General features: G+C 66.0%; 18 protein-coding genes and 1 other RNA gene. 10 read left to right on the plus strand and 9 right to left on the minus strand.

From position 1 onward, the window contains the following. Positions 1–17: 17 nt before the first annotated feature. Entirely contained in the window at positions 18–2117 is a 2100-nt protein-coding gene (dnaX, locus tag M6E97_RS15315) for a DNA polymerase III subunit gamma/tau (RefSeq protein ID WP_115284841.1), read from the minus strand. A gap of 36 nt (positions 2118–2153) precedes the next feature. On the opposite strand from dnaX, the gene M6E97_RS15320 reads away from it, so the two are divergent. Further along, positions 2154–3020: a substrate-binding periplasmic protein gene (locus M6E97_RS15320; RefSeq protein WP_023657576.1), complete on the plus strand. Its 867-nt coding sequence runs from the start codon at positions 2154–2156 to the stop codon at positions 3018–3020. A 46-nt stretch (positions 3021–3066) separates the two neighbouring features. Here M6E97_RS15320 and ffs read toward each other — a convergent pair. The 6 genes from ffs to M6E97_RS15350 all read right to left on the minus strand — a co-directional run bounded on the left by ffs (position 3067) and on the right by M6E97_RS15350 (position 11380). Further along, positions 3067–3163: signal recognition particle sRNA small type (gene ffs, locus M6E97_RS15325), an RNA gene on the minus strand. 110 nt (positions 3164–3273) lie between these two features. Beyond that, positions 3274–3651 (minus strand): hypothetical protein, encoded by a 378-nt coding sequence (locus tag M6E97_RS15330; RefSeq protein WP_003083354.1) that lies wholly within the window; start codon positions 3649–3651, stop codon positions 3274–3276. 45 nt (positions 3652–3696) lie between these two features. Beyond that, entirely contained in the window at positions 3697–6081 is a 2385-nt protein-coding gene (gene ligA / locus M6E97_RS15335) for an NAD-dependent DNA ligase LigA (protein ID WP_003140219.1), read from the minus strand. Positions 6082–6171: 90 nt separating this feature from the next. Continuing rightward, positions 6172–7041 carry a cell division protein ZipA gene (gene zipA / locus M6E97_RS15340; protein ID WP_023092009.1) on the minus strand — a complete coding sequence of 290 codons (870 nt, stop codon included), beginning with the start codon at positions 7039–7041 and terminating at the stop codon, positions 6172–6174. A gap of 165 nt (positions 7042–7206) precedes the next feature. Beyond that, the gene (gene smc / locus M6E97_RS15345; RefSeq protein ID WP_003133020.1) at positions 7207–10695 is read right to left on the minus strand and encodes a chromosome segregation protein SMC; all 3489 of its coding nucleotides are present in this window, start codon (positions 10693–10695) and stop codon (positions 7207–7209) included. A gap of 25 nt (positions 10696–10720) precedes the next feature. Beyond that, positions 10721–11380: a GntR family transcriptional regulator gene (locus tag M6E97_RS15350; RefSeq protein ID WP_003087224.1), complete on the minus strand. Its 660-nt coding sequence runs from the start codon at positions 11378–11380 to the stop codon at positions 10721–10723. 180 nt (positions 11381–11560) lie between these two features. Here M6E97_RS15350 and alkB2 point away from each other — a divergent pair, with 180 nt between their 5' ends. From alkB2 to guaD, 5 genes are all read left to right on the plus strand, one after another. Next, on the plus strand, positions 11561–12694 hold the full coding sequence (gene alkB2 / locus M6E97_RS15355) for an alkane 1-monooxygenase AlkB2 (protein WP_003083349.1): 1134 nt from the start codon (positions 11561–11563) through the stop codon (positions 12692–12694). Positions 12695–12914: 220 nt separating this feature from the next. Further along, positions 12915–14369, plus strand: a complete 1455-nt coding sequence (gene xdhA / locus M6E97_RS15360; RefSeq protein WP_003087219.1) for a xanthine dehydrogenase small subunit — start codon at positions 12915–12917, stop codon at positions 14367–14369. After that, positions 14362–16761 (plus strand): xanthine dehydrogenase molybdopterin binding subunit, encoded by a 2400-nt coding sequence (gene xdhB, locus M6E97_RS15365; RefSeq protein ID WP_033938539.1) that lies wholly within the window; start codon positions 14362–14364, stop codon positions 16759–16761. Before xdhA ends, xdhB begins: the two co-directional genes overlap by 8 nt. Positions 16762–16787: 26 nt before the next feature. After that, entirely contained in the window at positions 16788–17627 is an 840-nt protein-coding gene (gene xdhC / locus M6E97_RS15370) for a xanthine dehydrogenase accessory protein XdhC (RefSeq protein ID WP_019485525.1), read from the plus strand. Between the two features lie 69 nt (positions 17628–17696). Continuing rightward, the gene (gene guaD / locus M6E97_RS15375) at positions 17697–19001 is read left to right on the plus strand and encodes a guanine deaminase (protein ID WP_003083342.1); all 1305 of its coding nucleotides are present in this window, start codon (positions 17697–17699) and stop codon (positions 18999–19001) included. Between the two features lie 53 nt (positions 19002–19054). Here the strand turns inward: guaD and M6E97_RS15380 are convergent, their stop codons facing one another. Beyond that, positions 19055–19834, minus strand: coding sequence for a GntR family transcriptional regulator (locus M6E97_RS15380; protein ID WP_003083340.1), 780 nt, complete (start codon positions 19832–19834; stop codon positions 19055–19057). Between the two features lie 374 nt (positions 19835–20208). On the opposite strand from M6E97_RS15380, the gene M6E97_RS15385 reads away from it, so the two are divergent. Continuing rightward, complete coding sequence (locus tag M6E97_RS15385) at positions 20209–21558, plus strand: NCS2 family permease (protein WP_003087209.1); 1350 nt, start codon at positions 20209–20211, stop codon at positions 21556–21558. Positions 21559–21796: 238 nt separating this feature from the next. Here the strand turns inward: M6E97_RS15385 and uraH are convergent, their stop codons facing one another. Next, complete coding sequence (uraH, locus tag M6E97_RS15390; RefSeq protein WP_003083338.1) at positions 21797–22177, minus strand: hydroxyisourate hydrolase; 381 nt, start codon at positions 22175–22177, stop codon at positions 21797–21799. Between the two features lie 372 nt (positions 22178–22549). Between uraH and puuE the strand changes: the two genes are divergently transcribed. From puuE to alc, 3 genes are read left to right on the plus strand one after another with little or no spacing between them, the layout of a single operon-like run. Continuing rightward, positions 22550–23476, plus strand: coding sequence for an allantoinase PuuE (gene puuE, locus M6E97_RS15395; RefSeq protein ID WP_003083336.1), 927 nt, complete (start codon positions 22550–22552; stop codon positions 23474–23476). Then, complete coding sequence (gene uraD / locus M6E97_RS15400) at positions 23473–23988, plus strand: 2-oxo-4-hydroxy-4-carboxy-5-ureidoimidazoline decarboxylase (RefSeq protein WP_033938542.1); 516 nt, start codon at positions 23473–23475, stop codon at positions 23986–23988. The genes puuE and uraD overlap by 4 nt, the downstream gene beginning before the upstream one ends. 17 nt (positions 23989–24005) lie before the next feature. Beyond that, positions 24006–25004, plus strand: coding sequence for an allantoicase (alc, locus tag M6E97_RS15405; protein WP_003087203.1), 999 nt, complete (start codon positions 24006–24008; stop codon positions 25002–25004). The last annotated feature ends 41 nt before the right edge of the window (positions 25005–25045 follow it).

A 25045-nucleotide genomic window follows, 5' to 3' on the forward strand; every position in this document is an offset into this window, starting at 1 on the left:
CGTGCGCCAAGCGCCGGTCAGGCCTTGGCTTCCAAAGGTTCGATGGTACCGTCACGGACCACCGCGGCGAACTGCTCGCGCAACTGCCGGACCAACGGGTCGGCATCGATCGATGCCTCGGCCGCCCGCTGGCGCTCGGCACGCCGGCGTGCCGCTGCCTGGGCCGGGGTCTCCTGCTCAGGCTTCTGCAGGGTCACCTCCAGTTTGAGGGTGCGCCCCAGGTGCTGGTTCAGCGCATCGTTCAGCCGCCGCTGCTGGGTGGCGTTGAACAGCGCGCTCTGGCCCGGATCGAGATGCAGATGCCAGTGGTCGCCGTCGGCAGCTACCAGCGTACAGTTGGCAGCGATGCTCGCGGTCAGGCCGCCGAGGCCGAGCCGCGGGAACAGCTCCAGCCACTCCGCGGCCAGGCCGGTGGCCGGCTTCGCCGCCGGCAGCGGCTCCTCCACCACGACCACGTCAGGCTCGGGCGCGGCATCCAGGTAGGCCAGGGTATCCATGTCGACTTCGTAGTAGTCGTCCGCGGGCGGTGGCTCGTCGTCCTGCTCGTCCTGCTCGTCAGGTGCTACCGGCAACGCAGCCGGCAGGGCTTCCAGAACGGTTTCCACCACCGCCTCGACCGCCACTGCCGGAGGGGCCGAGGGAGCCTCCACGGCTAGCGGCTCGGGCTCGGGCTCGGGCTCGGGCTCGGGCTCGGGCTCGGGCTCGGGCTCGGGCTCGGGCTCGGGCTCGGGCTCGGGCTCGGCAGCGAGGCTCGGCGCCGGCTCTTCCCAGGGCAAGTCGACGACCTCTGCCGCGGCGGCGGGCTCTTCGACAACCGCTTCCGCGACGCGTGCCTCGACCGCCGCCGGCGGCGCGGATGGCGCTGCCGGCGGGGCAGCCGGGGCTTCGACGGGCGCAGCCACGACAGGCGCGGGAGCAACGGCAGCGACCGGCGCAGGCGAGGCCGCGCCGGCCACGGGGGAGTTGGCGGGATCAGTCGTGGCCTTGCTGATCCCCAGGTCCTTTAGCGGCGTCCTCGGCGCGCCGTCGGCGTCCGCCGGGCGGAACGCGAGCATCCGCAGCAACACCATCTCGAAGCCGCTACGCGGATCGGGCGCCAGCGGCAGGTCGCGGCGGCCGATCAGGCCCATCTGGTAATAGAACTGTACGTCTTCCGCCGGCAACGCCTGGGCCAGGGCCAGCACCCGCTCGCGGTCGCCCTGGCCATTGTCGATCGCTTCCGGCAGGGCCTGGGCGATCGCGACGCGGTGCAGCACGTTGAGTATTTCGGCAAGCACGCCGCCCCAGTCCGGCCCCTGCTCGGCCAGGTGGCGCACCGCTTCGAGCAGGGCGCGCGCATCGCCCTCCAGCAAGGCCTGGAGCACGCCATAGACCTGGCCGTGATCGAGGGTACCGAGCATCGCCCGCACGTCTGCGGCCAGCACCTTGCCCTCGCCGAAGGCGATGGCCTGGTCGGTCAGGCTCATGGCGTCACGCATCGAGCCGTCGGCGGCGCGCCCGAGCAACCACAGGGCGTCATCCTCGAAGGGCACGTTCTCGGCTCCGAGCACGTGGGTCAGGTGCTCGACCACCCGCTCCGGCGGCATGTTCTTCAGGGAGAACTGCAGACAGCGCGAGAGGATGGTCACCGGCAACTTCTGCGGGTCGGTGGTGGCCAGCAGGAACTTGACGTGCGGCGGCGGCTCCTCGAGGGTCTTGAGCAGCGCATTGAAACTGTGCGACGAGAGCATGTGCACTTCGTCGATCAGGTAGACCTTGTAGCGTCCGCGGGTCGGCGAGTACTGCACGTTGTCGAGCAGCTCGCGGGTATCCTCGACCTTGGTCCGGCTCGCGGCGTCCACTTCGATCAGGTCGACGAAGCGGCCTTCGTCGATTTCGCGACAGACCGAGCATTCGCCGCACGGCGTGGAGCTGACCCCGGTCTCGCAGTTCAGGCACTTGGCCAGGATCCGCGCGATGGTGGTCTTGCCGACCCCGCGGGTACCGGTGAACAGGTAGGCATGGTGCAGCCGCTGGTTGTCCAGGGCGTTGATCAGAGCCTTGAGCACATGGGTCTGGCCGACCATTTCACGGAAGGAACGGGGACGCCATTTACGCGCAAGAACTTGATAACTCATCGAAAACCGTCGCAGAAGGGAAACACAAGTCGGCCAATGCTAGCGCAATTTACCCCTTCTGCGCTCGCCGACTTGGCAAACTGCGTGCTAAGAATTCCCCTGGCCCTTCAGCAGCCCTCGTCGGTGGCAATGACTCTACCTTCCCTGACATCGTTCATGCCTCATTTCGGCGCACCGGCGCTGCTCCTGCTGCAGTTGCTCGCGGCCCTGCCAGCGACGGCCGCGGAGACCGACGCGACGCCATTGCGCTTCTCGGTGATGGAAAGCTGGAGCATGCCGTTGGTCCGCCTGCAACGGGGCCAGCCGATCGACGGCATCGTCTACGACATCACCCGCTCCCTTGCCCGGCAGGTCGGCCGCAAGGCGCTCTACCACCCCTACCCGCGCGGGCGCATCGAGCAGGCGATGAACGCTGGCGAAATCGATGTCCGCTGCTACATCAGCCCCGCCTGGCTCAGCCACGACTTCCCCGGCTATCGCTGGAGCGTCGCGCTGCTGGTGCAACGCGACATCCTGGTCGCCCGCGAAGGCTTCGCGCCGATTCCCGAGGCGCTGCCGGCCCAGCGTATCGGTACCGTCCTCGGCTACAGCTATCCGCGCTTGCAAGCGCTGTTCGACATCGGCCGACTGCGCCGCGACGATGCGCGCACCCAGGACCTGGTGCTGGAAAAGCTGCGCGCCGGCCGCTACCGCTACGCGGTCAGCCATCAACTGTCGCTGCACTGGAGCAACCGCCAGGCGCCGGGGCAGCCGCCACTCCAGGAAGCCGCGCAGCTCGAGGAAACGGCAGTGAGCTGCCTGGTGCGGGATTCCGCGGAGGTTCCGGTGGAAGCGATACTGAAGACGTTCGAGGAAATGAAGCGCAGCGGAGAGATCGAGGAGATACTGCAGCGCTACCGATAAGAGCGTCGACGGCCTGCGAAAAATGGCGGGCCTGAAATGGAGGCGGCCCCGCCAGCCACACCCCGGCACACGATGTTCCCGCTGTGGCTGCTTCCTTCCGGACCTGACCAGGTTGACGGGTAATCGTTGCGGGGGGACCGACAGGGCCACCATTGCAGCCTACCCTCGGGTAGGCCGCGCCATTCTACCGGCTTGCGCGTAAGTTACAACCACTTCAAGCACTTACGTTTGCAATCCATTTCGCGAAAGCGGTTCATTGCTGCTGGATCAGACCCTCCGGCGGCGGCTGGGTCGATACGCTCAGCTCAGTATCGACATACAGGTCCAGGGTGCCCCAGCCCGGCTTGGTGCTGAACGACGCATACTTCTCCTCACCGCGATGGAAGGAGAAGGCGATCCGGTAATCGCTGCCGCCGAACAGCTTCACCGGAAACTCGCGGACCTGGCCGGGCCGGATCTCCCCGGAGAAGGTTTCCACGCCCTGCTCCTTGTAGCTGTAGGCGATCGGCGCCGAAGCCTGGCCACTGTAATGCAGCAGGATGCGCGGCCGCTCGCTCCAACCCACGTAGGCGCCGAACAGCACCACCAATGCGAGCACGCCCAGCAACCGCTGCTTTCTTGCCTTGTCCATCGTTAACTCCAGTCTTCGGAAATCTTTCGCAGCAGCGCCGCCGCTTCAGCGGGCGACGCCGTGCTCGTCGAACAGTTTCAGCAGGCCGTCTTCGTCGAGCACCTTCACGCCCAGCTCGTTGGCCTTGGCCAGCTTCGAGCCGGCGCCGGGCCCGGCGACCACGCAGTGGGTCTTGGCCGACACCGAGCCGGCCACCTTGGCGCCGAGCCCTTCCAGCTTGTCCTTGGCCACGTCCCGGCTCATCGCCTCCAAGGTGCCGGTCAGCACCCAGGTCTGCCCGGCCAGAGGCAGGCCTTCGACCGCCTTGCGCTCGCTCTGCCAATGCATGCCGAACTCACGCAACTGCGCCTCGATGGCCAGGGCACGCTGCACGTTGGCCGGCTCGTCGAAGAAATCGCGCAGGCTTTTCGCCGCTCGCTCGGGCAGACGCTCCACCTGGCGTAGATCGAGCCAGTCGGCGCGGATGATGCCGTCGAGCGAACCGAAGCGGCTGGCCAGCTTTTCCGCGCCGGTGGCGGCGATGAAGGGAATGTTCAGCTTGTCGATGAAACCGGCCAGCGAGGCACAGGCGGCGAACTCCGCGGCGACCTCGCCCTCTTCCTGCAACTGCACGCCATGTTCGGCATCGCGCAACTGGGCGATCACCTGGCGGTTGTGCTCGTCGGCGAAGAAGTTGTGGATCTCGTAGGCTACCTCGGCGCCGACGTCCGGCAGGTAGGTCAACACTTCCGGGAGCGCCTTGCCGATCCGCTCGAGCGAACCCAGCGAACGCGCCAGCAGCTTGGCGGTTTCCTCGCCGACGTCGGGAATCCCCAGAGCGAAGATGAAGCGCGCCAGCGAAGGCTTGCGGCTATCGGCGATGGCCGCAAGCAGGTTGTTGGTGGACAGCTCGGCGAACCCTTCCAGCTCGAACACCTGTTCATAGGTCAGGGTATAGAGATCCGCCGGCGAGGCGACCAGCCCGCGATCCACCAGTTGCTCGACGATCTTGTCGCCAAGACCGTCGATGTCCATTGCCCGGCGCGATACGAAATGGATGATCGCCTGCTTCAACTGCGCCTGACAGGAGAGGCGGCCGACGCAGCGATAGATGGCGCCCTCGCTGATCGACTCCTTGCCCTTGCTGCGCTTGACCAACTGGGTCCGCTCCACGGCCGAGCCGCAGACCGGGCAATGCTCGGGCACCTCGATAGCCTGCGCATCCGCCGGGCGGCGCTCGAGCACCACCTGCATGACCTGCGGAATCACATCGCCAGCACGGCGGATCACCACCGTATCGCCGATGCGCAGGCCCAGGCGGGCGACTTCATCCATGTTGTGCAGGGTCGCATTGGACACCGTGACGCCGGCCACCTGCACCGGCTTGAGGCGTGCCACCGGGGTCACGGCGCCGGTGCGGCCGACCTGGAACTCGACACCCAGCAGCTCGGTCAGCTCCTCGCGCGCGGGGAACTTGTGGGCGATCGCCCAACGCGGCTCGCGCGCGCGGAAGCCCAGTTCGCGCTGGAAGGCGATGCGGTTGACCTTGAACACCACGCCGTCGATCTCGTAGGCCAGCGCATCGCGTCGGCGACCGATGTCGTCGTAGTAGTCGCGGCAGGCCTGGGCGCCCTTGACCAGGCGCAGCTCGCGACTGATGGGGATACCCCAGCCGCGGAACGCCTCGAGGATGCCCACCTGGGTGTCCGGCAGCGTCCCGCTGACCTGGCCGAAGCCGTAGGCACAGAACTCCAGCGGGCGACTGGCGGTGATCTTCGAATCCAGCTGGCGCAGGCTGCCGGCCGCCGCGTTGCGCGGGTTGGCGAAGGTCTTGCCGCCGGTTTCCACGGCCTTGGCGTTGAGCGCCTCGAAACCGGCCTTGGACATGAACACCTCGCCGCGCACTTCGAGGATCTCCGGCCAGCCTTCGCCGTGCAGCTTCAGCGGTACGTTGCGAATGGTGCGTACGTTGCTGGTGATGTCCTCGCCGGTGCTGCCATCGCCGCGGGTGGCGCCGCGCACCAACTGGCCGCGTTCGTAGAGCAGGCTGACGGCCAGGCCGTCCAGCTTCGGCTCGCAACTGTACTCGACCTCCGCGCCACCGCCGAGCAGGTCGCCGCCAGGCAACAGGTCGGCCAGTCCTTCGCGTACGCGGCGGTCGAAGTCCAGCAGGTCCTGCTCCTCGAAAGCGTTGCCGAGGCTGAGCATGGGGATCTCATGGCGCACTTCGCCGAACGCCGAGGCCGGCGTGCCGCTGACCCGCTGGGTCGGCGAGTCGGGCGTCAGCAGTTGCGGGTACTCGGTCTCCAGCGCCTGCAACTCGCGGAACAGGCGATCGTATTCGGCGTCGGGAATGCTCGGTTCGTCGAGCACGTAGTAACGGTAGTTGTGGGTGTCCAGTTCGGTTCGCAGTTGCGCGATGCGTTCGGCGGCAGCCTGGGTGTCGGTCATGGTGGGAGTCCGTGAAACGAAAAGAGCAGCCTCGGCTGCTCTATAGAGTAGTTCGCCCCCTCCCGTACGAAGAAAGGGGCTGTGGCCGGATCAGCGCTTCTGCATCAGGCTGCGACGCTCATGGTCGATGATGCGCTGGCGGTAGTGCTCGATGGTCTGGGCGGTCAACACGCTGCGCTGCTCGTCCTTCAGCTCGCCGTTCAGCTCGTGGGCCAGCTTGCGCGCGGCGGCAACCATCACGTCGAAGGCCTGCTTCGGATGGCGCGGCCCCGGCAGACCGAGGAAGAAGCTCACGGCGCGGGTGCTGAAGTTGTCGATGTCGTCCAGGTCGAAAGTGCCCGGTTTCACCGCATTGGCCATGGAGAACAGGATCTCGCCATTGCCGGCCATGCTTTCGTGGCGATGGAAGATGTCCATGTCGCCGAAGCGCAGGCCGCTCTCGAGGATGTTCTGCAACAATGCCGGCCCCTTGAAGCCGCTTTCGTCGCGGGCGATGACGTTGATGATCAGCACCTCGTCGACCGGGGCAGGTTCGGCAGCAACCGCAGGGGCTTTCTCCCGCTCTTTCTCCTTGCGGCCCTTCGACTTGCCCTTGCGCGGCTCCACCGTCTCGGCGGCATCGCTCGGGTCCGCCTCCAGGGCCAGCCCCTCGTCGAGGTCCAGATCGCCCTGGCGCGGCTCTTCCTGGCGCTTGCCGCCCTTGCGCTCCTTGGTTTCGCGGGCACTGACGCTGGGCAGGTCCTGTTCGTCGAAGGACGGCTCGCGATGCTCGACCACCCGCGCCGGCCCCAGCAGTTCAGCCGAGTCGCCGTCGTCGTCCGGCAGATTGGCGAAACTGCGGTCGAGCTTGAACTTCAACTTGCCCTTGCCGCCCCGCATCCGCCGCCAACCGTCGAAGAGAATGCCGGCGATCACGATAAGCCCGATAACGATAAGCCATTCGCGCAGACCGATATCCATGTAATTCCGTAGCCCCTAGTGAAAATGGTGAATAAAAAAATGAAAAAAGGACGTCCCGTCCCTTGAAACGTGGAGCCAACCTTGTTCTGACAGAACTTTCCCACGCGATACAAAAAGTGGCCATTAAACTAACATGCCCATGCACAAGTTTACACTGCCTGACACTCAGGCTTCAGCCAATGCGACCGCCTCTTCCACGTCAACTGCAACAAGCCGTGAACAGCCCGGCTCATGCATGGTCACGCCCATCAACTGATCGGCCATTTCCATGGCGATCTTGTTGTGGGTGATATAGATGAACTGCACCTTTTCCGACATCTCCTTCACCAATCGCGCATAACGTCCGACGTTGGCATCGTCCAATGGCGCATCGACTTCGTCGAGCATGCAGAACGGCGCCGGGTTCAACTGGAAGATGGCGAATACCAGCGCCAGCGCGGTCAGCGCCTTTTCCCCGCCGGACAACAAGTGGATGGTGCTGTTCTTCTTGCCCGGCGGGCGCGCCATGATCGCCACACCGGTATCGAGTAAATCTTCGCCGGTAAGTTCCAGATATGCCGTACCGCCGCCGAATACCTTCGGGAACAATGCCTGAAGGCCAGCATTGATCTGGTCGAAGGTTTCCTTGAAGCGATTGCGGGTTTCCCGGTCGATCTTGCGGATGACGTTTTCCAGCGTCTCCAGCGCTTCGGCCAGGTCGTCGTTCTGCGAGTCCAGGTAGCGCTTGCGCTCGGACTGCTGCTGGTACTCCTCGATCGCCGCCAGGTTGATCGGCCCCAGACGCTGGATGCGCGCCGCGAGACTCTCGAGACGCTCCTCCCATTCGCGTTCACTGGCATCCAGGGGCAGGTTGGCCAGTACCGTATGCAGGTCGTAGCCGTCTTCGGCGAGCTGCTCCTGCAAGGCTTTGCGCCGCACCACCAGCCCCTGCCACTCCAGGCGCTGCTGCTCCAGCTGGCCACGCAGCAGTTGCGATTGCTGCTCGGCCTGGCCGCGGCGCTTCTCCACCTCGCGCAGTTCGCGATCGGCGTCTTCCAGGGCCAGCCGCGCCTGCTTGAGTTCGTCCTCGACGGCCATCCGTCGCTCCAGCAACTCCTCGAGCTTCATGCGCAGCTCTTCCAGCGGCGCCGCACCCTCCTCCAGATTGAGGTTGAGCTGTTCGCAACGCTCGTTGAGGCGCGCCGACTGCTGGTCGAGGCGCTCCAGAGCCTGCTGGGTGGAATTGTGCTGCGCCCTCAGCGAGCCGACCCGCACCGCCAGTTGGTGCGCATGGTCCTTGTGGGTACGGGCATCCTGGCGAATCCGGTCGAGCCGTTCGCGCAGGGCGTCACGCTCCGCCAGCAGGGTTTCCCGGCGCTCGGTGTCCAGCGCCATGCTATCCAGCGCTTCCTGCAGGGTCAGGCGCGCCTCGCTCAGTTGCTCCTGTTCCAGCGCGCGCTGCTCGGCCAGTTCCGCCACTTCTTCGTCGAGACGGCGGCGACGCAGTACCAGTTGCTCGACCTTGGCCTGCTGCGCGGACAACTGCGCCTTCAGCTCGCCGTGCCGGCGCCCCTCCTCCTGGACCTGGCGCCGCACCTGCTCGCGCGCGCCTTCCAGCTCGCGCTGCTCGTCGCGGGCCGCAGCCAGACGCTCCTCGCCCTCGGCGACGCGGGTTTCCAGGACCTCGCGCCGTTCCTGCAACGCCTCCAGTTCCTGGGCGCGGGCGAGCATGCCGCCTTGGGCCTCGTCGCTGCGCCGGACCCGCAGGAAGTGCCGGCCGACCCAGTAGCCATCGCGACTGATCAGGCTCTCGCCGTCGTCCAGGGCGCCGCGCTGGGCGAGCGCCTGTTCCAGGGTCTCCACCGGTTTCACCCGGGCCAACCAGGGACTCAGGTCGGCGTCGGCGCGGACCTTGTCCAGCAGCGAACCGGCCGCCGTCGCGGCTCCGCGAGCGGGGCTGAGCAGGCGCAGCTCGCCCTTGCCGAAGCCGGCCAGGGCGAGCCCGTCGAAGCCGTCCAGCAAGACCGCCTGCAGATCCGCGCCGAGCACGGTCTCCACCGCCAGCTCCCAACCCGGCTCGACACGCAAGCCTTCGGCGAGGCGCGGACGTTGTTCCAGGCCCTGCTCGCGCAACCACTCCAAGGCGCCCTGTCCGGGATCGAGAGCGGCCTGCTGCAGGGCCTCCAGCGAAGCGATGCGCCCGTTCAGGCGCTGCAACTCGCCCTGCGCCTGGTGCTGTTCGGCGGCCAGCTGCTGCAATTCCTGGCGCAATTGTTCGAGTCGCTCGGCTTGGCCCTGCTCCTGCAATTGCAGTTCTTCCAGGGCCAGTTCGGCGATCGCCACCTGTTCGTTGAGTTCGAGGATCGCCGCGTCCTCGGGGTCGGCCGCCAACTGGCCACGCTCCTCCTGCAGGCGCCGCTCGCGATCCTGCAGGCGCTCCAGGCTCTGCTCCAGGTGCTGGATGCGCGACTGCTGCACCTCGGCCTGGCGGCGGGGTTCGGCGCTCTGCTGGTTGAAGGCATCCCACTGCTGCTGCCAGGCCTGCATGCCCTGCTCGGCCTGTTCCAGGGCGATGCCCGCTTCTTCCGCGGCGGCCGCGCTGAGTTCCTGTTCCGGTGCGAGCATGGCCATTTCCTCGGCCAGGGTCGCGAGCAAGGTACGGTCGTGCCCGAGGTGCGATTCGGTTTCCTGGCGGGTCCGTTCGGCTTCGCGCAAGTCGTCCTGCAACTGGCGCTGGCGCTGCTGGCCATGCTGGATGCTCTGCTCGACCCGGGCGATGTCGCCGCCGACCGAATAGAAGCGCGCCTGCACCTGGTTGAAGCGTTCGGACAACTCGTGATGGCCGTCGCGCAGCCGTTCGATGCCGGCATCGGCACCACGCTGCTCGGCCACCAGGGCCTCGAAGGCGATCTCCTGGTCGCCGATGACCCGCTCGCGCTGACCGACCTGCTCGTTCAGGTCGCGCCAGCGCACGGCACCCAGCTGGGCCTTGAGCTGGCGCTCCTCGGCCTTGTGTTCCTGGTATTTTTCCGCCGACTGGGCCTGCCGGTGCAGGCGTTCCAGTTGCCGCCCCAGCTCTTCGCGCAGGTCGGTGAGGCGTGCCAGGTTTTCCTGGGTCCGACGGATGCGGCTTTCGGTTTCGCGGCGGCGCTCCTTGTACTTGGAAATACCCGCGGCTTCCTCGATGAAGTTGCGCAGGTCTTCCGGACGCGCCTCGATCAGCTTGGAGATCATGCCCTGTTCGATGATCGAGTAGCTGCGCGGCCCCAGGCCGGTGCCGAGGAAGATGTCGGTGATGTCGCGCCGCCGGCACTTGGTGCCGTTGAGGAAATAGGTGTTCTGCCCGTCCCGCGAGACCCGCCGGCGAATGGATATCTCGGCGTACTGGGCGTATTCGCCCACCAGGGTGGTCTCGGCGTTGTCGAAGATCAGCTCGATGCTCGCCTGGCTCACCGGCTTGCGGGTATTCGAGCCGTTGAAGATGACGTCGGTCATCGACTCGCCGCGCAGGTTCTTCGCCGAGCTTTCGCCCATCACCCAGCGCACCGCGTCGATGATGTTCGACTTGCCGCAGCCGTTCGGCCCTACCACTGCCGCCATGTTGCTGGGGAAGTTCACCGTGGTCGGATCGACGAAGGACTTGAACCCCGCCAGCTTGATGCTCTTCAGGCGCATGCGTGCGCTCCCGCCAGGGTCGCCATCAGCGTTCGGCGAGCGCGGCCAGCACCAGCTGGCAGTTGTGGCGGCCGTATTCCAGCAGGACCTCGCGGATCCTCGCCTCGTCACGGGCGATCACCGCTTGCAGGAGCTGAGCAAAACTGCCGAGGAACTGGTTCATTTCCGCCTTGCGCCGTTCCAGCGCCAGGTGGTAGGCGCGACTCACCGCAGGCAGCAGGTTTTCGACGGTCTCCTGCAGGTAGGGATTGTTCGCGAAAGGAAAGGCCGCGCGCATGATGTCGAAGCTGGCCTCGACGAAGCCGTCGATATCGCTTTGCGCCAGGTTGTTCAGCAGGCGCTGCTGGATGGCCAGGAACGGTGCCAGCTCGGCTTCGCTGCGCCAGCGCCGGGCGACGCTTTCCGCCAGCAGGATGTAGAGCTGCACGATCAGCGCGTAGAGGCTTTCCACATGTTGCGGGGACAGTTCGGACACCTGGGCGCCGCGGCGCGGCAGGATATTCACCAGGTGGCGGCGTTCGAGAATCAGCAGCGCCTCGCGGACCGAGCCGCGACTGACGTTGAGGGTCTGGGTGACCTTCTGCTCCTGGATACGTTCCCGTTCCTTGAGTTCTCCCCGGATGATGCGTTCCGCGAGGTGGTGGGCGATCTGCTCTGCCAGGCTGTCCGGGGCCTTGAACGTCATGGTGATCCTTTTATCCAGGGGCGCGTTTTCCGGGGGTATATGGATGGGAAGTGTAACACAGGGCGTTACCCCGCCGGCTTCCCGGCGAAGCGGCGGACAGAACGAAGGTTGGGATGGGGCAGGCCGGCCAAGGGAGGACAATTGTCAGACAATCTAACAAGATAAATACGAGGACTTCCCATGTTTGCCTCGCTTTCCTCTGCCTGGATGCTGCGTCTGAAAAAGTACGGCTACTGGATCTGGCTGATCGCGGTGCTCGGCATTCCGCTCAGCTACTGGTGGTCGCTCGGTAGCGACTATCCCAACGCCTGGCCCTGGCTGGTGATCAGCGTGGTGTTCGGGCTGATCCCGATCCTCGATGCCATCGTCGGCCGCGATCCAGCCAACCCCGAGGAAGCCAGCGAAGTGCCGGAGATGGAAGCACAGGGCTACTACCGCGTACTGTCCCTGGCCACCGTCCCGCTGTTGCTGGGCATGCTCGTCTGGTCCGGCTGGATCCTCGCCCACGAGACCCGCTGGGACTGGGTCGGCCAACTGGGCTGGATCCTGTCGGTGGGCACCGTGATGGGCGCCATCGGCATCACCGTCTCCCACGAACTGATCCACAAGGACCCGCAACTGGAACAGAACGCCGGCGGCCTGCTGCTGGCGGCGGTGTGCTATGCCGGCTTCAAGGTCGAACACGTGCGCGGCCACCATGTACACGTCTCGACCCCGGAAGATGCCTCGTCCTCGCGCTACGGCCAGAGCCTCTACTCGTTCCTCCCGCACGCCTACAAGCACAACTTCCTCAACGCCTGGCGCCTGGAGGCCGAGCGCCTGAAGCGCAAGGGCCTGCCGGCCCTGCACTGGCGCAACGAGCTGATCTGGTGGTACGCCATCAGCGCCCTCTTCCTGCTCGGCTTCAGCCTGGCCTTCGGCTGGCTGGGAGCGATCTTCTTCCTCGGCCAGTCGGTGATGGCCTTCACCCTGCTGGAGATCGTCAACTACGTCGAGCACTACGGCCTGCATCGGCGGCGTCTGGACAACGGCCGCTACGAACGCACCACGCCGGAACACTCGTGGAACAGCAATTTCCTCCTGACCAACCTGTTCCTTTTCCACCTGCAGCGCCATTCCGACCACCATGCCTACGCCAAGCGCCGCTACCAGGTGCTGCGCCACTACGACAGCAGCCCGCAACTGCCCAACGGCTACGCCGGGATGATCGTCCTCGCCCTGTTCCCGCCGCTCTGGCGCGCGGTGATGGACCCGAAGGTGCGCGCCTACTATGCCGGCGAGGAATACCAGCTTACCGACACCCAGCGCATCTGAGCGTCCCGCCCCTGGGAAACGGCACCTTCGGGTGCCGTTTTCGTTTATGGGGAAACTGACTGACCTACAGGTCAAAAAATTATTTGACTCAAAAGTCAGTTTTTTCTAGATTCGCCTCCATAGCTCCTACCGTGGAGCCCTGTGCGGAAACCGCCCCACTCCGGCCGGTTCTCCTGCAAGGCCTAGAATTCAATAACAAGAACCCGCCTGGAGGCACGCCTTGATCAGGTTCCTGCTCAACCGGGAGATCCGCGTCGAAGAACGCCTGGACCCCAACCTCACCGTCCTCGACTACCTGCGCCGGCACCTCGGCAAGACCGGCACCAAGGAAGGCTGCGCCTCCGGCGATTGCGGCGCCTGCACCGTGGTGGTCGGCGAACTGGTCACCGGCGAGGATGGTGCCGAACGCATCCGCTATCGCAGCCTGAACTCCTGCCTGACCTTCGTTTCCGCCCTCCACGGCAAGCAATTGATCACCGTCGAGGACCTCAAGCACCAGGACCGTCTGCACGACGTGCAGCAGGCGATGGTCGACTGCCATGGCTCGCAGTGCGGGTTCTGCACGCCGGGCTTCGTCATGTCGCTGTTCGCCCTGCAGAAGAACAGCGCCGGCGCCGATCCGGCCAAGGCCCACGAGGCGCTCGCCGGCAACCTCTGCCGCTGCACCGGCTACCGGCCGATCCTCGACGCCGCCGAGCAGGCCTGCTGCCACAAGCGCGCAGACCAGTTCGACGCCCGGGAAGCCGCCACCATCGAGCAATTGCGCGCCATCGCTCCGCGCGAAACCGCCGAGCTGAACAGCGGTGACCGGCGCTGCCTGCTGCCGCTCACCGTCGCCGACCTGGCCGACCTCTACGGCGCCAATCCGCAGGCACGCCTGCTGGCCGGCGGCACCGACCTGGCGCTGGAGGTCACCCAGTTCCATCGCGAACTGCCGGTGATGATCTATGTCGGCCACATCCGCGAAATGAAACGCATCGAAGTGGGCGTCAACTGCCTGGAAATCGGCGCCGCCACCCCGCTGACCGACTGCTACCAGGCGCTGGCCGCGGACTACCCGGACTTCGGCGAATTGCTGCAGCGTTTCGCGTCCCTGCAGATCCGCAACCAGGGCACCCTCGGCGGCAATATCGGCAACGCCTCGCCGATCGGCGACGCCCCGCCGCTGCTGATCGCCCTCGGCGCGAAGATCGTCCTGCGCCGCGGCGAACGGCGCCGCGAGCTGCCGCTGGAGGAGTACTTCCTCGACTACAAGGTCACCGCCCGCGAAGAAGGCGAGTTCATCGAGAAGATCCTCGTCCCGCGTGCCCGGCCCAGCCAGGCGTTCAAGGCCTACAAGGTCTCCAAGCGCATCGACGACGATATTTCCGCGGTCTGCGCCGCCATCAGCCTCGACCTGGAAGATGGCCGGATCGCCCGCGCCAGGGTCGCCTTCGGCGGCATGGCGGCGATTCCCAAGCGCGCCGCCGCCTGCGAAGCGGCGCTGCAAGGCGCGCGCCTGGAAGCCGCCAGCTTCGAACGCGCCGCCGCCGCCCTGGCGAACGACTTCACCCCGCTCAGCGACTTCCGCGCGAGCAAGGAATATCGCCTGCTGACCGCGCAGAACCTGCTGCGCAAATGCTTCCTGGAGCTGCACGCTCCCGCCGTCGAAACCCGGGTGACCGCCTATGTCTAACCATCGCAAGCCGCACAAGAGCCAGGAAGAGCTGGCCGACCTGTTCCGCGCCGAGCTGACCACCGGAGTCGGCCGCAGCGTCAAGCACGAAAGCGCCCCCAAGCACGTCAGCGGCGAGGCGATCTACATCGACGATCGCCTGGAGTTTCCCAACCAGTTGCACGTCTATGCGCGCCTGAGCGAGCGCGCCCACGCCCGCATCACCCGCCTCGACGTGACGCCCTGCTACCAGTTCCCCGGCGTCGCCATCGCCCTCACCGCCGCCGACGTTCCCGGCCAGCTGGACATCGGCCCGGTGGTGGCCGGCGACCCGCTGCTGGCCGATGGCAAGGTGGAGTATGTCGGACAGATGGTCCTGGCGGTCGCCGCCGACAGCCTGGAAACCGCGCGCAAGGCGGCCATGGCGGCGATCGTCGAGTACGAAGACCTGGAACCGGTGCTCGACGTGGTCGAGGCCCTGCGCAAGCGCCATTTCGTCCTCGACAGCCACCAGCACCGCATCGGCGATTCCGCCGCCGCGCTGGCCGGCGCGCCGCATCGCCTGCAAGGCACGCTGCACATCGGCGGCCAGGAGCATTTCTACCTGGAGACGCAGATTTCCTCGGTAATGCCCAGCGAAGACGGCGGCATGATCGTCTATTGCTCGACGCAGAACCCCACCGAAGTGCAGAAGCTGGTGGCCGAGGTCCTCGGGGTTTCCTTCAACCGCATCGTCATCGACATGCGCCGCATGGGCGGCGGCTTCGGCGGCAAGGAAACCCAGGCCGCGGCGCCGGCCTGCCTGTGCGCGGTGGTCGCCTACCACACCGGGCGTCCGGCGAAGATGCGCCTGCCGCGCATGGAGGACATGCAGATCACCGGCAAGCGTCACCCGTTCTACGTCGAATACGACGTCGGCTTCGACGACGATGGCCGCCTGCACGGCATCCAGATCGACCTGGCCGGCAATTGCGGCTATTCGCCGGACCTCTCCGGCTCGATCGTCGACCGCGCCATGTTCCACTCGGACAACGCCTACTTCCTCGGCAACGCCACCATCAACGGCCACCGTTGCAAGACCAACACCGCCTCGAACACCGCCTACCGCGGTTTCGGCGGGCCCCAGGGAATGGTCGCCATCGAGGAGATCATGGACGCCGTGGCCCGCAGCCTCGGCAAGGATCCGCTGGAGGTGCGCAAGCTCAACTACTACGGCAAGGACGAGCGCAACGTCACCCATTACCACCAGACCGTCGAGCACAACCTGCTGGCGGAGATGACCGCCGAGCTGGAAGCGAGCAGCGAGTACGCCCGCCGCCGCGAGGAAATCCGTGCGTTCAATGCCGCCAGCCCGGTCCTGAAGAAAGGCCTGGCGCTGACCCCGGTGAAGTTCGGCATTTCGTTCACCGCGACCTTCCTCAACCAGGCAGGTGCGCTGATCCACATCTATACCGACGGCAGCATCCACCTGAACCATGGCGGCACCGAGATGGGCCAGGGCCTCAACACCAAGGTCGCCCAGGTGGTCGCCGAGGTCTTCCAGGTCGACGTGGAGCGCATCCAGATCACCGCCACCAATACCGACAAGGTACCCAATACCTCGCCCACCGCCGCCTCCTCGGGCACCGACCTGAACGGCAAGGCCGCGCAGAATGCCGCCGAAACCATCAAGCGGCGCCTGGTGGAGTTCGCCGCGCGGCACTGGAAGGTCAGCGAGGAAGACGTCGAGTTCCGCAACAACCAGGTGCGTATCCGCGAGCTGATCCTGCCGTTCGAGGAACTGGTCCAGCAGGCCTACTTCGGCCAGGTCTCGTTGTCCAGCACCGGCTTCTACCGCACGCCGAAGATCTTCTACGACCGCGAACAGGCCCGTGGCCGGCCCTTCTATTATTTCGCCTACGGCGCCGCCTGCTCGGAGGTGATAGTCGACACCCTCACCGGCGAATACCGCATGCTGCGCACCGACATCCTGCATGACGTCGGCGACTCGCTGAACCCGGCCATCGACATCGGCCAGGTTGAAGGCGGCTTCGTCCAGGGCATGGGCTGGCTGACCATGGAGGAACTGGCCTGGAACGCCAAGGGCAAGCTGATGACCAGCGGCCCGGCCAGCTACAAGATTCCCGCCGTCGCCGACATGCCGCTGGACCTGCGGGTGAAACTGCTGGAGAACCGCAAGAATCCGGAGCAGACCGTGTTCCATTCCAAGGCCGTGGGCGAGCCGCCGTTCATGCTCGGCATCTCGGTCTGGTGCGCGATCAAGGACGCCGTGGCCAGCCTCGCCGACTACCGCGCGCAACCCGCCATCGACGCGCCGGCGACGCCCGAGCGGGTGCTCTGGGGCGTGGAACAGATGCGCCGGTTGAAGACCGCCCAGGCGCAAGCGGCGGACGCCGCGGTCGAGCCGGCCTGAACCGCCGCGATCGGGAGGATGACGAGATGAACTGGATCAGCGCCCTGGCCGAGTTGCAGCGTAGCGGCGAACCTTGCGTCCTGGTGACCATCATCGAGGAGCGCGGCTCGACCCCGCGCAACGCCGGCTCGAAGATGGTGGTCAGCGCCGAGCGGCTCTACGACACCATCGGCGGCGGCCACCTGGAATACAGGGCCCAGGCCATTGCCCGGGAAATGCTCGCCGCGCGGACCCAGGACACCCGTCTGGAGCGCTTCAGCCTGGGCGCCAGTCTCGGCCAGTGCTGCGGCGGCGCCACGGTGCTGCTGTTCGAGCCGATGGGCCAGCCGCAGGCACACATCGCCGTGTTCGGCGCGGGCCACGTCGGTCGCGCCCTGGTACCCTTGCTCGCCAGCCTGCCCTGCCGGGTGCGCTGGATCGATTCGCGGGAACACGAATTTCCCGCGACCCTGCCCGACGGCGTGGAGAAAGTGGTGAACGACGAAGTGCTCGACGAGGTCGAGCGGATGCCGCCCGGCAGCCACTTCATCGTCATGACCCACAATCACCCGCTGGACCTGGAGCTTACCGCGGCGATCCTGGCGCGCAACGACTTCGCCTACTTCGGCCTGATCGGCTCGAAGACCAAGCGCGTCAAGTTCGAGCACCGCCTGCGCGAACGTGGCGTCGACGCCGAACGCCTGCAACGGATGCGCTGCCCGATGGGCCTGGAGCAGGTGAAAGGCAAGCTGCCGGCGGAGATCGCCATCTCCATCGCCGGCGAGGTGATCGCCACCTACAACGCCGCCTTCGGCCTGGAACGCAAGCAGGGGCCGTCGAGCGTCACCCGGCTGACCCCGGAGTCGCGCCGCGCCCACGAATCCTGAGCGGCCCCCCGCTCCCCCGCGTCCGCCGCCAGGCGGCGGACCTCCCACGAACCTTTTTTCGAGACTGCCATGACCCGCAACGCCAAAGCCTACCGCGCCGCCATCCTGCACAGCATCGCCGACCCCGCGGAGGTCGGCGTCGAACGCTCCTACGAATACTTCGAGGACGGCCTGTTGCTGGTGGAGGACGGCAAGGTCGCTCGCCTCGGTGACGCCGAAACCCTGCTCGGCGAGATCGGCGAGGTCGAGGTCTTCGAGTACCGCGACGCGCTGATCACCCCCGGCTTCATCGATACCCACATCCATTTCCCGCAGACCGGGATGATCGCCTCCTACGGCGAACAACTGCTGGACTGGCTGAACACCTATACCTTCCCCACCGAGCGCCAATTCGGTGACCAGGCCCATGCCGACCAGGTCGCCGAGATCTTCCTGCAGGAACTGCTGCGCAACGGCACCACCACCGCGCTGGTCTTCGGCAGCGTGCACCGGCAATCGGTGGAATCGCTGTTCGAGGCCGCCCGGCGCCTGGACCTGCGCCTGATCGCCGGCAAGGTGATGATGGACCGCAACGCGCCGGACTACCTGACCGACACCGCCGAGAGCAGCTACCGCGACAGCAAGGCGCTGATCGAGCGCTGGCACGGCCAGGGCCGTCTGCTCTACGCGGTGACCCCGCGCTTCGCCCCGACCAGCACCGCGGAACAGCTGGACATGGCGGCGCGGCTGCTGCGCGAGCATCCCGGCGTATACCTGCACACCCACCTGTCGGAGAACCTCAAGGAAATCGAGTGGGTGAAGGAGCTGTTCCCCGAGCGCAGCGGCTACCTGGACGTCTACGACCACCACGGCCTGCTCGGGCCGCGCTCGGTGTTCGCCCATGGCGTGCACCTGTGCGACGGCGAATGCCAGCGCCTGGCGGAGACTGGCTCGGCAGTGGCGTTCTGCCCGACCTCCAACCTGTTCCTCGGCAGCGGTCTGTTCGACCTGCCGAAGCTGGAGCGCTACAAGGTCAAGGTCGGCCTCGGCACCGATGTCGGCGCCGGCACCAGCTTCTCCCAGTTGCAGTCCCTGAACGAGGCGTACAAGGTCATGCAGTTGCAGGGCGCCCGCCTCGATCCGTTCAAGTCGCTCTACCTCGCCACCCTCGGCGGCGCCCGTGCGCTGGAGCTGGACGACCGGATCGGCAGCTTCGCCACCGGCAACGAGGCGGACTTCGTGGTCCTCGACTACCACGCCACCCCGCTGCTCTCCTACCGCCTGAGCCAGGCCGGCAGCCTGGCCGAACGGCTGTTCGCGCTGACCATCCTCGGCGACGACCGCACGGTGAAGGAAACCTTCGCCGCCGGTCGCTCGGTGCATCGCCGCGACTGACTCCCGGCGGAAACGAAAAAGCCCCGCATCGCGGGGCTTTTTCATGCTTCGGATCAGGCCGCCGAGTCGCTGTCGGCCTTGGCCCGGCGAGGCTTCTTCTTGCCGCCGAGGAGGTGCGAGAACACCGCGTGCAGGTCGCCGGAAGCGTTGTCGCTCTCCAGGTTGAGCTTGCTGTCGATATGCTCCATGTGGTGCATCATCAGGGTCACCGCGCGCTCCTTGTCGCCTTTCTCGATGGCGTCGAGGATCTCGTTGTGCTCGTCGAACGAGCAGTGCGAGCGACCGCCGCTTTCGTACTGGGCGATGATCAGCGAGGTCTGCGACACCAGGCTGCGCTGGAAACTCACCAGTGGAGCGTTGCGCGCCATCTCGGCGAGCTTCAGGTGGAACTCGCCGGACAGGCGGATGCCGGCGCCCCGATCGCCGCGGGCGAAGCTGGATTGTTCCTGCACCACCATCTCGCGCAACTCGGCCAGGCGCTCGGCGGTGGCGTTGTCGGTGGCCAGTTCGGTGATGGCGCGCTCGACGGTGCGGCGGGCGAAAAGGATCTGCCGGGCCTCGTCGATGCTCGGGCTGGCGACCACCGCGCCGCGGTTCGGCCGTAACAGCACCACCTGCTCGTGGGCCAGGCGCGAGAGGGCGCGGCGAATGATGGTGCGGCTGACGCCGAATATCTCGCCGAGCGCTTCCTCGCTCAGCTTGGTGCCGGGGGCCAGGCGTTGTTCGAGGATGGCGTCGAAGATGTGGGCGTAGACGATCTCGTCCTGGGTACCGCTGCGGGCAGCCTTGCCGGTGCGCGGCGGCTTCCTGATGTGTTGCAACTGATCGGTCATCGGTCTCGAACCTTGTGCGTCCGGCTTGTGGCCTGGGCTGATCCTCGCTCACGGGCGTGGGTGAGGCACGCCGGCGGCTGATAGCGAAATAGTGTACACAAGCAGCGGCATCCGGCGCACCACCCCTTTCCGCCCCTCGTTCCGAGCGCGCGGCACCGCCCGGAAGGACGCGTGACGGAAAGCTGATAAAAATGTGGCGAAACACCCTCAAACATTCTTTGACCTTTTTGTATACAAAGGCATAATCGCTCGCACGAGTTCTTGACCCAAAGGTCAGAAAATCGTGCCCTCACATCACCTTCGAGCCGCGTCAGGGACCTGGTAACCAACCGGCCCGCAGGACCTAACAACAAGAGCGATGAGGAGTACCTGCTGTGGAAAGCACCAAACAAGAAGAACAAGGGATCTACGCTGCGACACCGCCCGCCACCGGCCTGCTCGAACGCCTGTTCAAGCTCCGCCAGCATGGTACGACGGTCAGGACCGAGCTGGCGGCCGGGCTGACCACCTTCATCACCATGGCCTACATCATCTTCGTCAATCCCAACATCATGGCCGACGCCGGCATCGACCACGGCGCGGCGTTCGTCGCCACGTGCCTGGCGGCCGCCCTCGGCTGCTTCCTGATGGGCCTGTACGCCAACTGGCCGGTGGGCCTGGCGCCGGGAATGGGGCTGAACGCCTTCTTCACCTACACCGTGGTCGGCACCATGGGCTACAGCTGGCAGATCGCCCTGGGCGCGGTGTTCATCTCCGGAGTGATGTTCATGCTGCTGACCTTCTCCCGGGTCCGCGAATGGTTGCTCAACAGCATCCCCCGCAGCCTCAGGTTCGCCATGGGTGCGGGAGTCGGCCTGTTCCTCGGCCTGATCGGCCTGAAGACCGCCGGCATCGTGGTGGCCAGCCCGGCGACCCTGATCAAGCTCGGCCACCTCACCTCGCCCGGCCCGCTGCTGGCGGCACTGTGCTTCCTGATGATCGCCGTGCTCGAGTACCGCCGGGTGTTCGGCGGCATCCTCATCAGCATCCTCAGCGTCACCCTGGTCGGCTGGGCCCTCGGCCTGGTGCAGTACGGCGGGGTGTTCTCGGCGCCGCCGAGCCTGGCGCCGACCTTCCTGGCGATGGACATCGCCGGTGCGTTCAACGTCACCATGATCAGCGTGATCCTGGCCTTCCTCTTCGTGCACATGTTCGATACCGCCGGCACTCTCATGGGCGTCGCCCAGCGCGCGCACCTGGTGAAGGAGGACGGACGCATCGAGAACCTGTCGAAGGCGATGAAGGCCGACAGCGCCTCCAGCGTGTTCGGCGGCATGCTCGGTGTCCCGCCGGTGACCAGTTACGTGGAGAGCGCCGCGGGCGTGGCCGCCGGCGGACGTACCGGGCTCACCGCGGTGGTGGTCGGCGTGCTGTTCGTCGCCGCGATGTTCTTCGCCCCGCTGGCCGGGATGATCCCCGCCTTCGCCACCGCCGGCGCGCTGATCTACGTGGCCATGCTGATGATGGGCGGGATGGCGCACATCGACTGGGACGAGCACACCGAAACCATCCCGGCGATCGTCACGGTGATCATGATGCCGCTGACCTTCTCGGTGGCCGACGGCATCGCCCTGGGCTTCATCACCTACGTCGCGATGAAGGTCCTCACCGGCAAGCACCGCGAAGTCTCGGCCAGCCTCTATGCCTTGTTCGTGATCTTCGTCGCCAAGTTCATCTTCCTCTGACCCGCCCGGATGGCGGATGGCCGCAAGCGGCTATCCGCCTCGAACCTGTCGTTGCCCCGCAGGGCTCGCGACGCACAGCCTCATCCGTCGCCCATTCGCACCTTGCGCCGCATCGTCCTGCCCCCGCAGATGGCGGATAACCGGCAACCCTCGGCACCTTCCCCGCGAACGAAAAAAGGCCCGCTCGACGGCGGGCCAGGGAAAAGGACTCAGGGAGTCAATGTTTCGTGGCACGCACCTAGCTGCCGCGATAGGTCGAATAGCTGTAGGGCGAGATCAGCAGCGGCACATGGTAGTGATCATCGGCGGAGGCGATGCCGAAACGCAGCACCACCTGGTCGAGGAATGCCGGCTCCGGCAATTGCACGCCGCGGGCGCGATAGTAGTCGCCGGCGCTGAACACCAGTTGATAGACCCCGGGACGGAAGTCCTCGCCTTGCAGCACCGGCTGGTCGCAGCGGCCGTCGTGGTTGGTCAGGGTGGTGGCGATCAGTTCCAGTTGCTGGCCTTCTACCCGGTACAGCTCGATCTTGATGCCATGGCCGGGGCAGCCGTGTGCGGAATCCAGTACATGCGTGGTCAAACGTCCCATGGGTTGCGGGCGCCCGCTGGCGGACACCACTCCTCCTCTTGCCTTCGTTCGATGGGGATCGCTCCGGGACCTGCCCGGCGCCGCTCGCTTGCAGCCCGCCAGGGAGCCGCTTGCGAAGCAATATAAGTTATCTTTCGATGAATTGTATACAAAAAACACCGCCACAACCGAAAATGCGGCAGCCGCCCCGAAATCGGGCATTCCTTCCACAAGCCCCACCCCGCAGGGCCTCATTCTTCGCTAACTGACCAGTCGGGCAGGTTTTTTGCTGGATGAATGGCAGGGATCGGCAAGCAGGATTGTATTTACAGACCGCAGGCAAACTTGTATACAATAAATCCATCACGGCATCCCCGGCCCGTCCGGCCCGCCGCCCCATCCACAATAAGGAACACTGCTGTGAGCGCTGACTACCCACGCGACCTGATCGGATACGGCAACAACCCTCCCCACCCTCACTGGCCCGGCGATGCGCGCATCGCCCTGTCCTTCGTGCTCAATTACGAAGAAGGTGGCGAGCGCTGCGTCCTGCATGGCGACAAGGAGTCCGAGGCGTTCCTTTCCGAAATGGTGGCTGCCCAGCCCTTGCAGGGCGTGCGCCACATGAGCATGGAATCGCTCTACGAATACGGCAGCCGCGCCGGGGTCTGGCGCCTGCTCAAGCTGTTCAAGCGACGCAACGTGCCGCTCACCGTGTTCGCCGTGGCCATGGCGGCGCAGCGCAACCCTGAGGTGATCAGGGCGATGGTCGCCGACGGCCACGAAATCTGCAGCCACGGCTACCGCTGGATCGACTACCAGTACATGGACGAGGCCCAGGAGCGCGAGCACATGCTCGAAGCCATCCGCATCCTCACCGAACTCACCGGCCAGCGCCCGGTGGGCTGGTACACCGGACGCACCGGCCCGAACACCCGGCGCCTGGTGATGGAGGAAGGCGGCTTCCTCTACGACTCCGACACCTACGACGACGACCTGCCCTACTGGGACCCGGCCAGCACCGCGGAGAAACCGCATCTGGTGATTCCCTATACCCTGGACACCAACGACATGCGCTTCACCCAGGTGCAGGGCTTCAACAATGGCGAGCAGTTCTTCCAGTACCTGAAGGACGCCTTCGACGTGCTCTACGAAGAAGGCGCGACGGCGCCGAAGATGCTCTCCATCGGCCTGCATTGCCGGTTGATCGGTCGCCCGGCGCGGATGGCCGCCCTGGAGCGCTTCATCCAGTACGCGCAGAGCCACGACAAGGTCTGGTTCGCCCGCCGCGAAGACATCGCCCGCCATTGGCACCGTGAGCATCCTTTCCAGGAGACCGAGGCATGAGCCGTTTCAAGACCCTGACCCCCGCCTCGCTGTCCCGCGAGGCCTTCGTCGAAGCCTTCGCCGACATCTACGAACACTCCCCCTGGGTCGCCGAGAAGGCCTATGACCTGGGTATCGACGACAGCCTCAACGATATCGAGGGCCTGCACCAGCGCATGGCCGACATTCTCCTGTCGGCAAGCCGCAAAGCCCAGCTGTCGCTGATCAACGCCCACCCGGACCTCGCCGGCAAGGCGGCGATCCGTGGCGAACTGACCGCCTCCAGCACCTCCGAGCAGGCCGGCGCCGGGATTCACGAATGCAGCGCCGAGGAGTTCGCCCGCTTCACCGAACTCAACGACGCCTACAAGGCCAGGTTCGGCTTCCCCTTCATCAAGGCGGTGAAGGGCAGCAACCGCCATCAGATCCTGGCGGCCTTCGAGGAACGCATCCAGCACTCCGCCGACGAGGAGTTCGCTACCGCGCTGGCCGAGATCAACAAGATCGCCCTGTTCCGCCTGCAGCAGCTCTGAGGCCTGCGGAGACGAGCATGAACGCCGAACACGCGCCCTTCCGCCACTACCTCGACCTCGCCGACGCGCGCCTGGGCAGCCAGGTGGTCGCCGTCAGCGACGAATGGTTCGCCCCGGCCAGCCGCATGCTGCAGGCCGGCGAACCGGTGTGGAAGGAAGGCGTGTTCGACGACAGCGGCAAGTGGATGGACGGCTGGGAAACCCGCCGCAAGCGCTTCGAGGGCCATGACCAGGCGGTGATCCGCCTGGGTGTGCCGGGCGTGCTGAAGGGCGTCGACATCGACACCCGCTTCTTCACCGGCAACCATCCGCCGGCGGCTTCCCTGGATGGCTGCTTCTGCACCGAAGGCGACCCGGACGACAGCACGTCCTGGAGCGAAGTGCTGCCGGCGGTGGGGCTGCAGGGCGATAGCCATCACTACCACCCGATAGACGACGAACGTCCCTGGACCCACCTGCGTCTGAACATCTACCCGGACGGCGGTATCGCCCGCCTGCGCCTCTATGGCGTGCCCTACCGCGACTGGAGCAGCCTGCCGCCGGGAACGGCGCTCGACCTGGCCGCAGCGGTCAACGGCGGCCGGGCGCTGGCCTGTTCCGACCAGCATTTCGGACGCATGGGCAACCTGCTCAACCCCGGACGTGCCATCAACATGGGCGACGGCTGGGAAACCGGCCGCCGCCGCACGCCGGGCCACGACTGGGTGATCGTCGCCCTCGGCCATCCCGGCAGCATCGAGGCGGCGGTCGTCGATACCTTGCACTTCAAGGGCAACTATCCGGAAAGCTGCAGCATTCAGGCCGCCTTCGTGGAAGGCGGAAACGAGGCCCGGATCGAGGCACAGAGCCTCTTCTGGCGCGAGCTGCTGCCAGCGCAGAAGCTGGAAATGCACCAGGAACATCGGTTCGAGCGGCACCTCAACGCCCTCGGCCCGATCACCCATGTACGCCTGAACATCTTTCCCGACGGCGGCGTCAGCCGCCTGCGCCTGTTCGGCAGGCCACAATTACCGTGAGACCCGGGCCCCGCGTGCGTCCGGAATACAACAAACAGAAT

This window comes from Pseudomonas sp. B111, assembly GCF_026428275.1.
In the GTDB taxonomy this organism is placed as follows: domain Bacteria; phylum Pseudomonadota; class Gammaproteobacteria; order Pseudomonadales; family Pseudomonadaceae; genus Pseudomonas; species Pseudomonas aeruginosa.

Bases quoted from the DNA above. Each gene is read 5' to 3' on its own strand.
- M6E97_RS15350 (WP_003087224.1), bottom strand. From the start codon at position 11,380: ATGACGTTCAAGGCCCCGGACAGCCTGGCAGAGCAGATCGCCCACCAC.
- xdhC (WP_019485525.1), top strand. From the start codon at position 16,788: ATGAACTGGATCAGCGCCCTGGCCGAGTTGCAGCGTAGCGGCGAACCT.
- dnaX (WP_115284841.1), bottom strand. From the start codon at position 2,117: ATGAGTTATCAAGTTCTTGCGCGTAAATGGCGTCCCCGTTCCTTCCGT.
- M6E97_RS15380 (WP_003083340.1), bottom strand. From the start codon at position 19,834: ATGACCGATCAGTTGCAACACATCAGGAAGCCGCCGCGCACCGGCAAG.
- xdhB (WP_033938539.1), top strand. From the start codon at position 14,362: ATGTCTAACCATCGCAAGCCGCACAAGAGCCAGGAAGAGCTGGCCGAC.
- M6E97_RS15320 (WP_023657576.1), top strand. From the start codon at position 2,154: ATGCTAGCGCAATTTACCCCTTCTGCGCTCGCCGACTTGGCAAACTGC.
- ligA (WP_003140219.1), bottom strand. From the start codon at position 6,081: ATGACCGACACCCAGGCTGCCGCCGAACGCATCGCGCAACTGCGAACC.
- guaD (WP_003083342.1), top strand. From the start codon at position 17,697: ATGACCCGCAACGCCAAAGCCTACCGCGCCGCCATCCTGCACAGCATC.
- uraD (WP_033938542.1), top strand. From the start codon at position 23,473: ATGAGCCGTTTCAAGACCCTGACCCCCGCCTCGCTGTCCCGCGAGGCC.
- smc (WP_003133020.1), bottom strand. From the start codon at position 10,695: ATGCGCCTGAAGAGCATCAAGCTGGCGGGGTTCAAGTCCTTCGTCGAT.
- alc (WP_003087203.1), top strand. From the start codon at position 24,006: ATGAACGCCGAACACGCGCCCTTCCGCCACTACCTCGACCTCGCCGAC.
- M6E97_RS15330 (WP_003083354.1), bottom strand. From the start codon at position 3,651: ATGGACAAGGCAAGAAAGCAGCGGTTGCTGGGCGTGCTCGCATTGGTG.
- zipA (WP_023092009.1), bottom strand. From the start codon at position 7,041: ATGGATATCGGTCTGCGCGAATGGCTTATCGTTATCGGGCTTATCGTG.
- alkB2 (WP_003083349.1), top strand. From the start codon at position 11,561: ATGTTTGCCTCGCTTTCCTCTGCCTGGATGCTGCGTCTGAAAAAGTAC.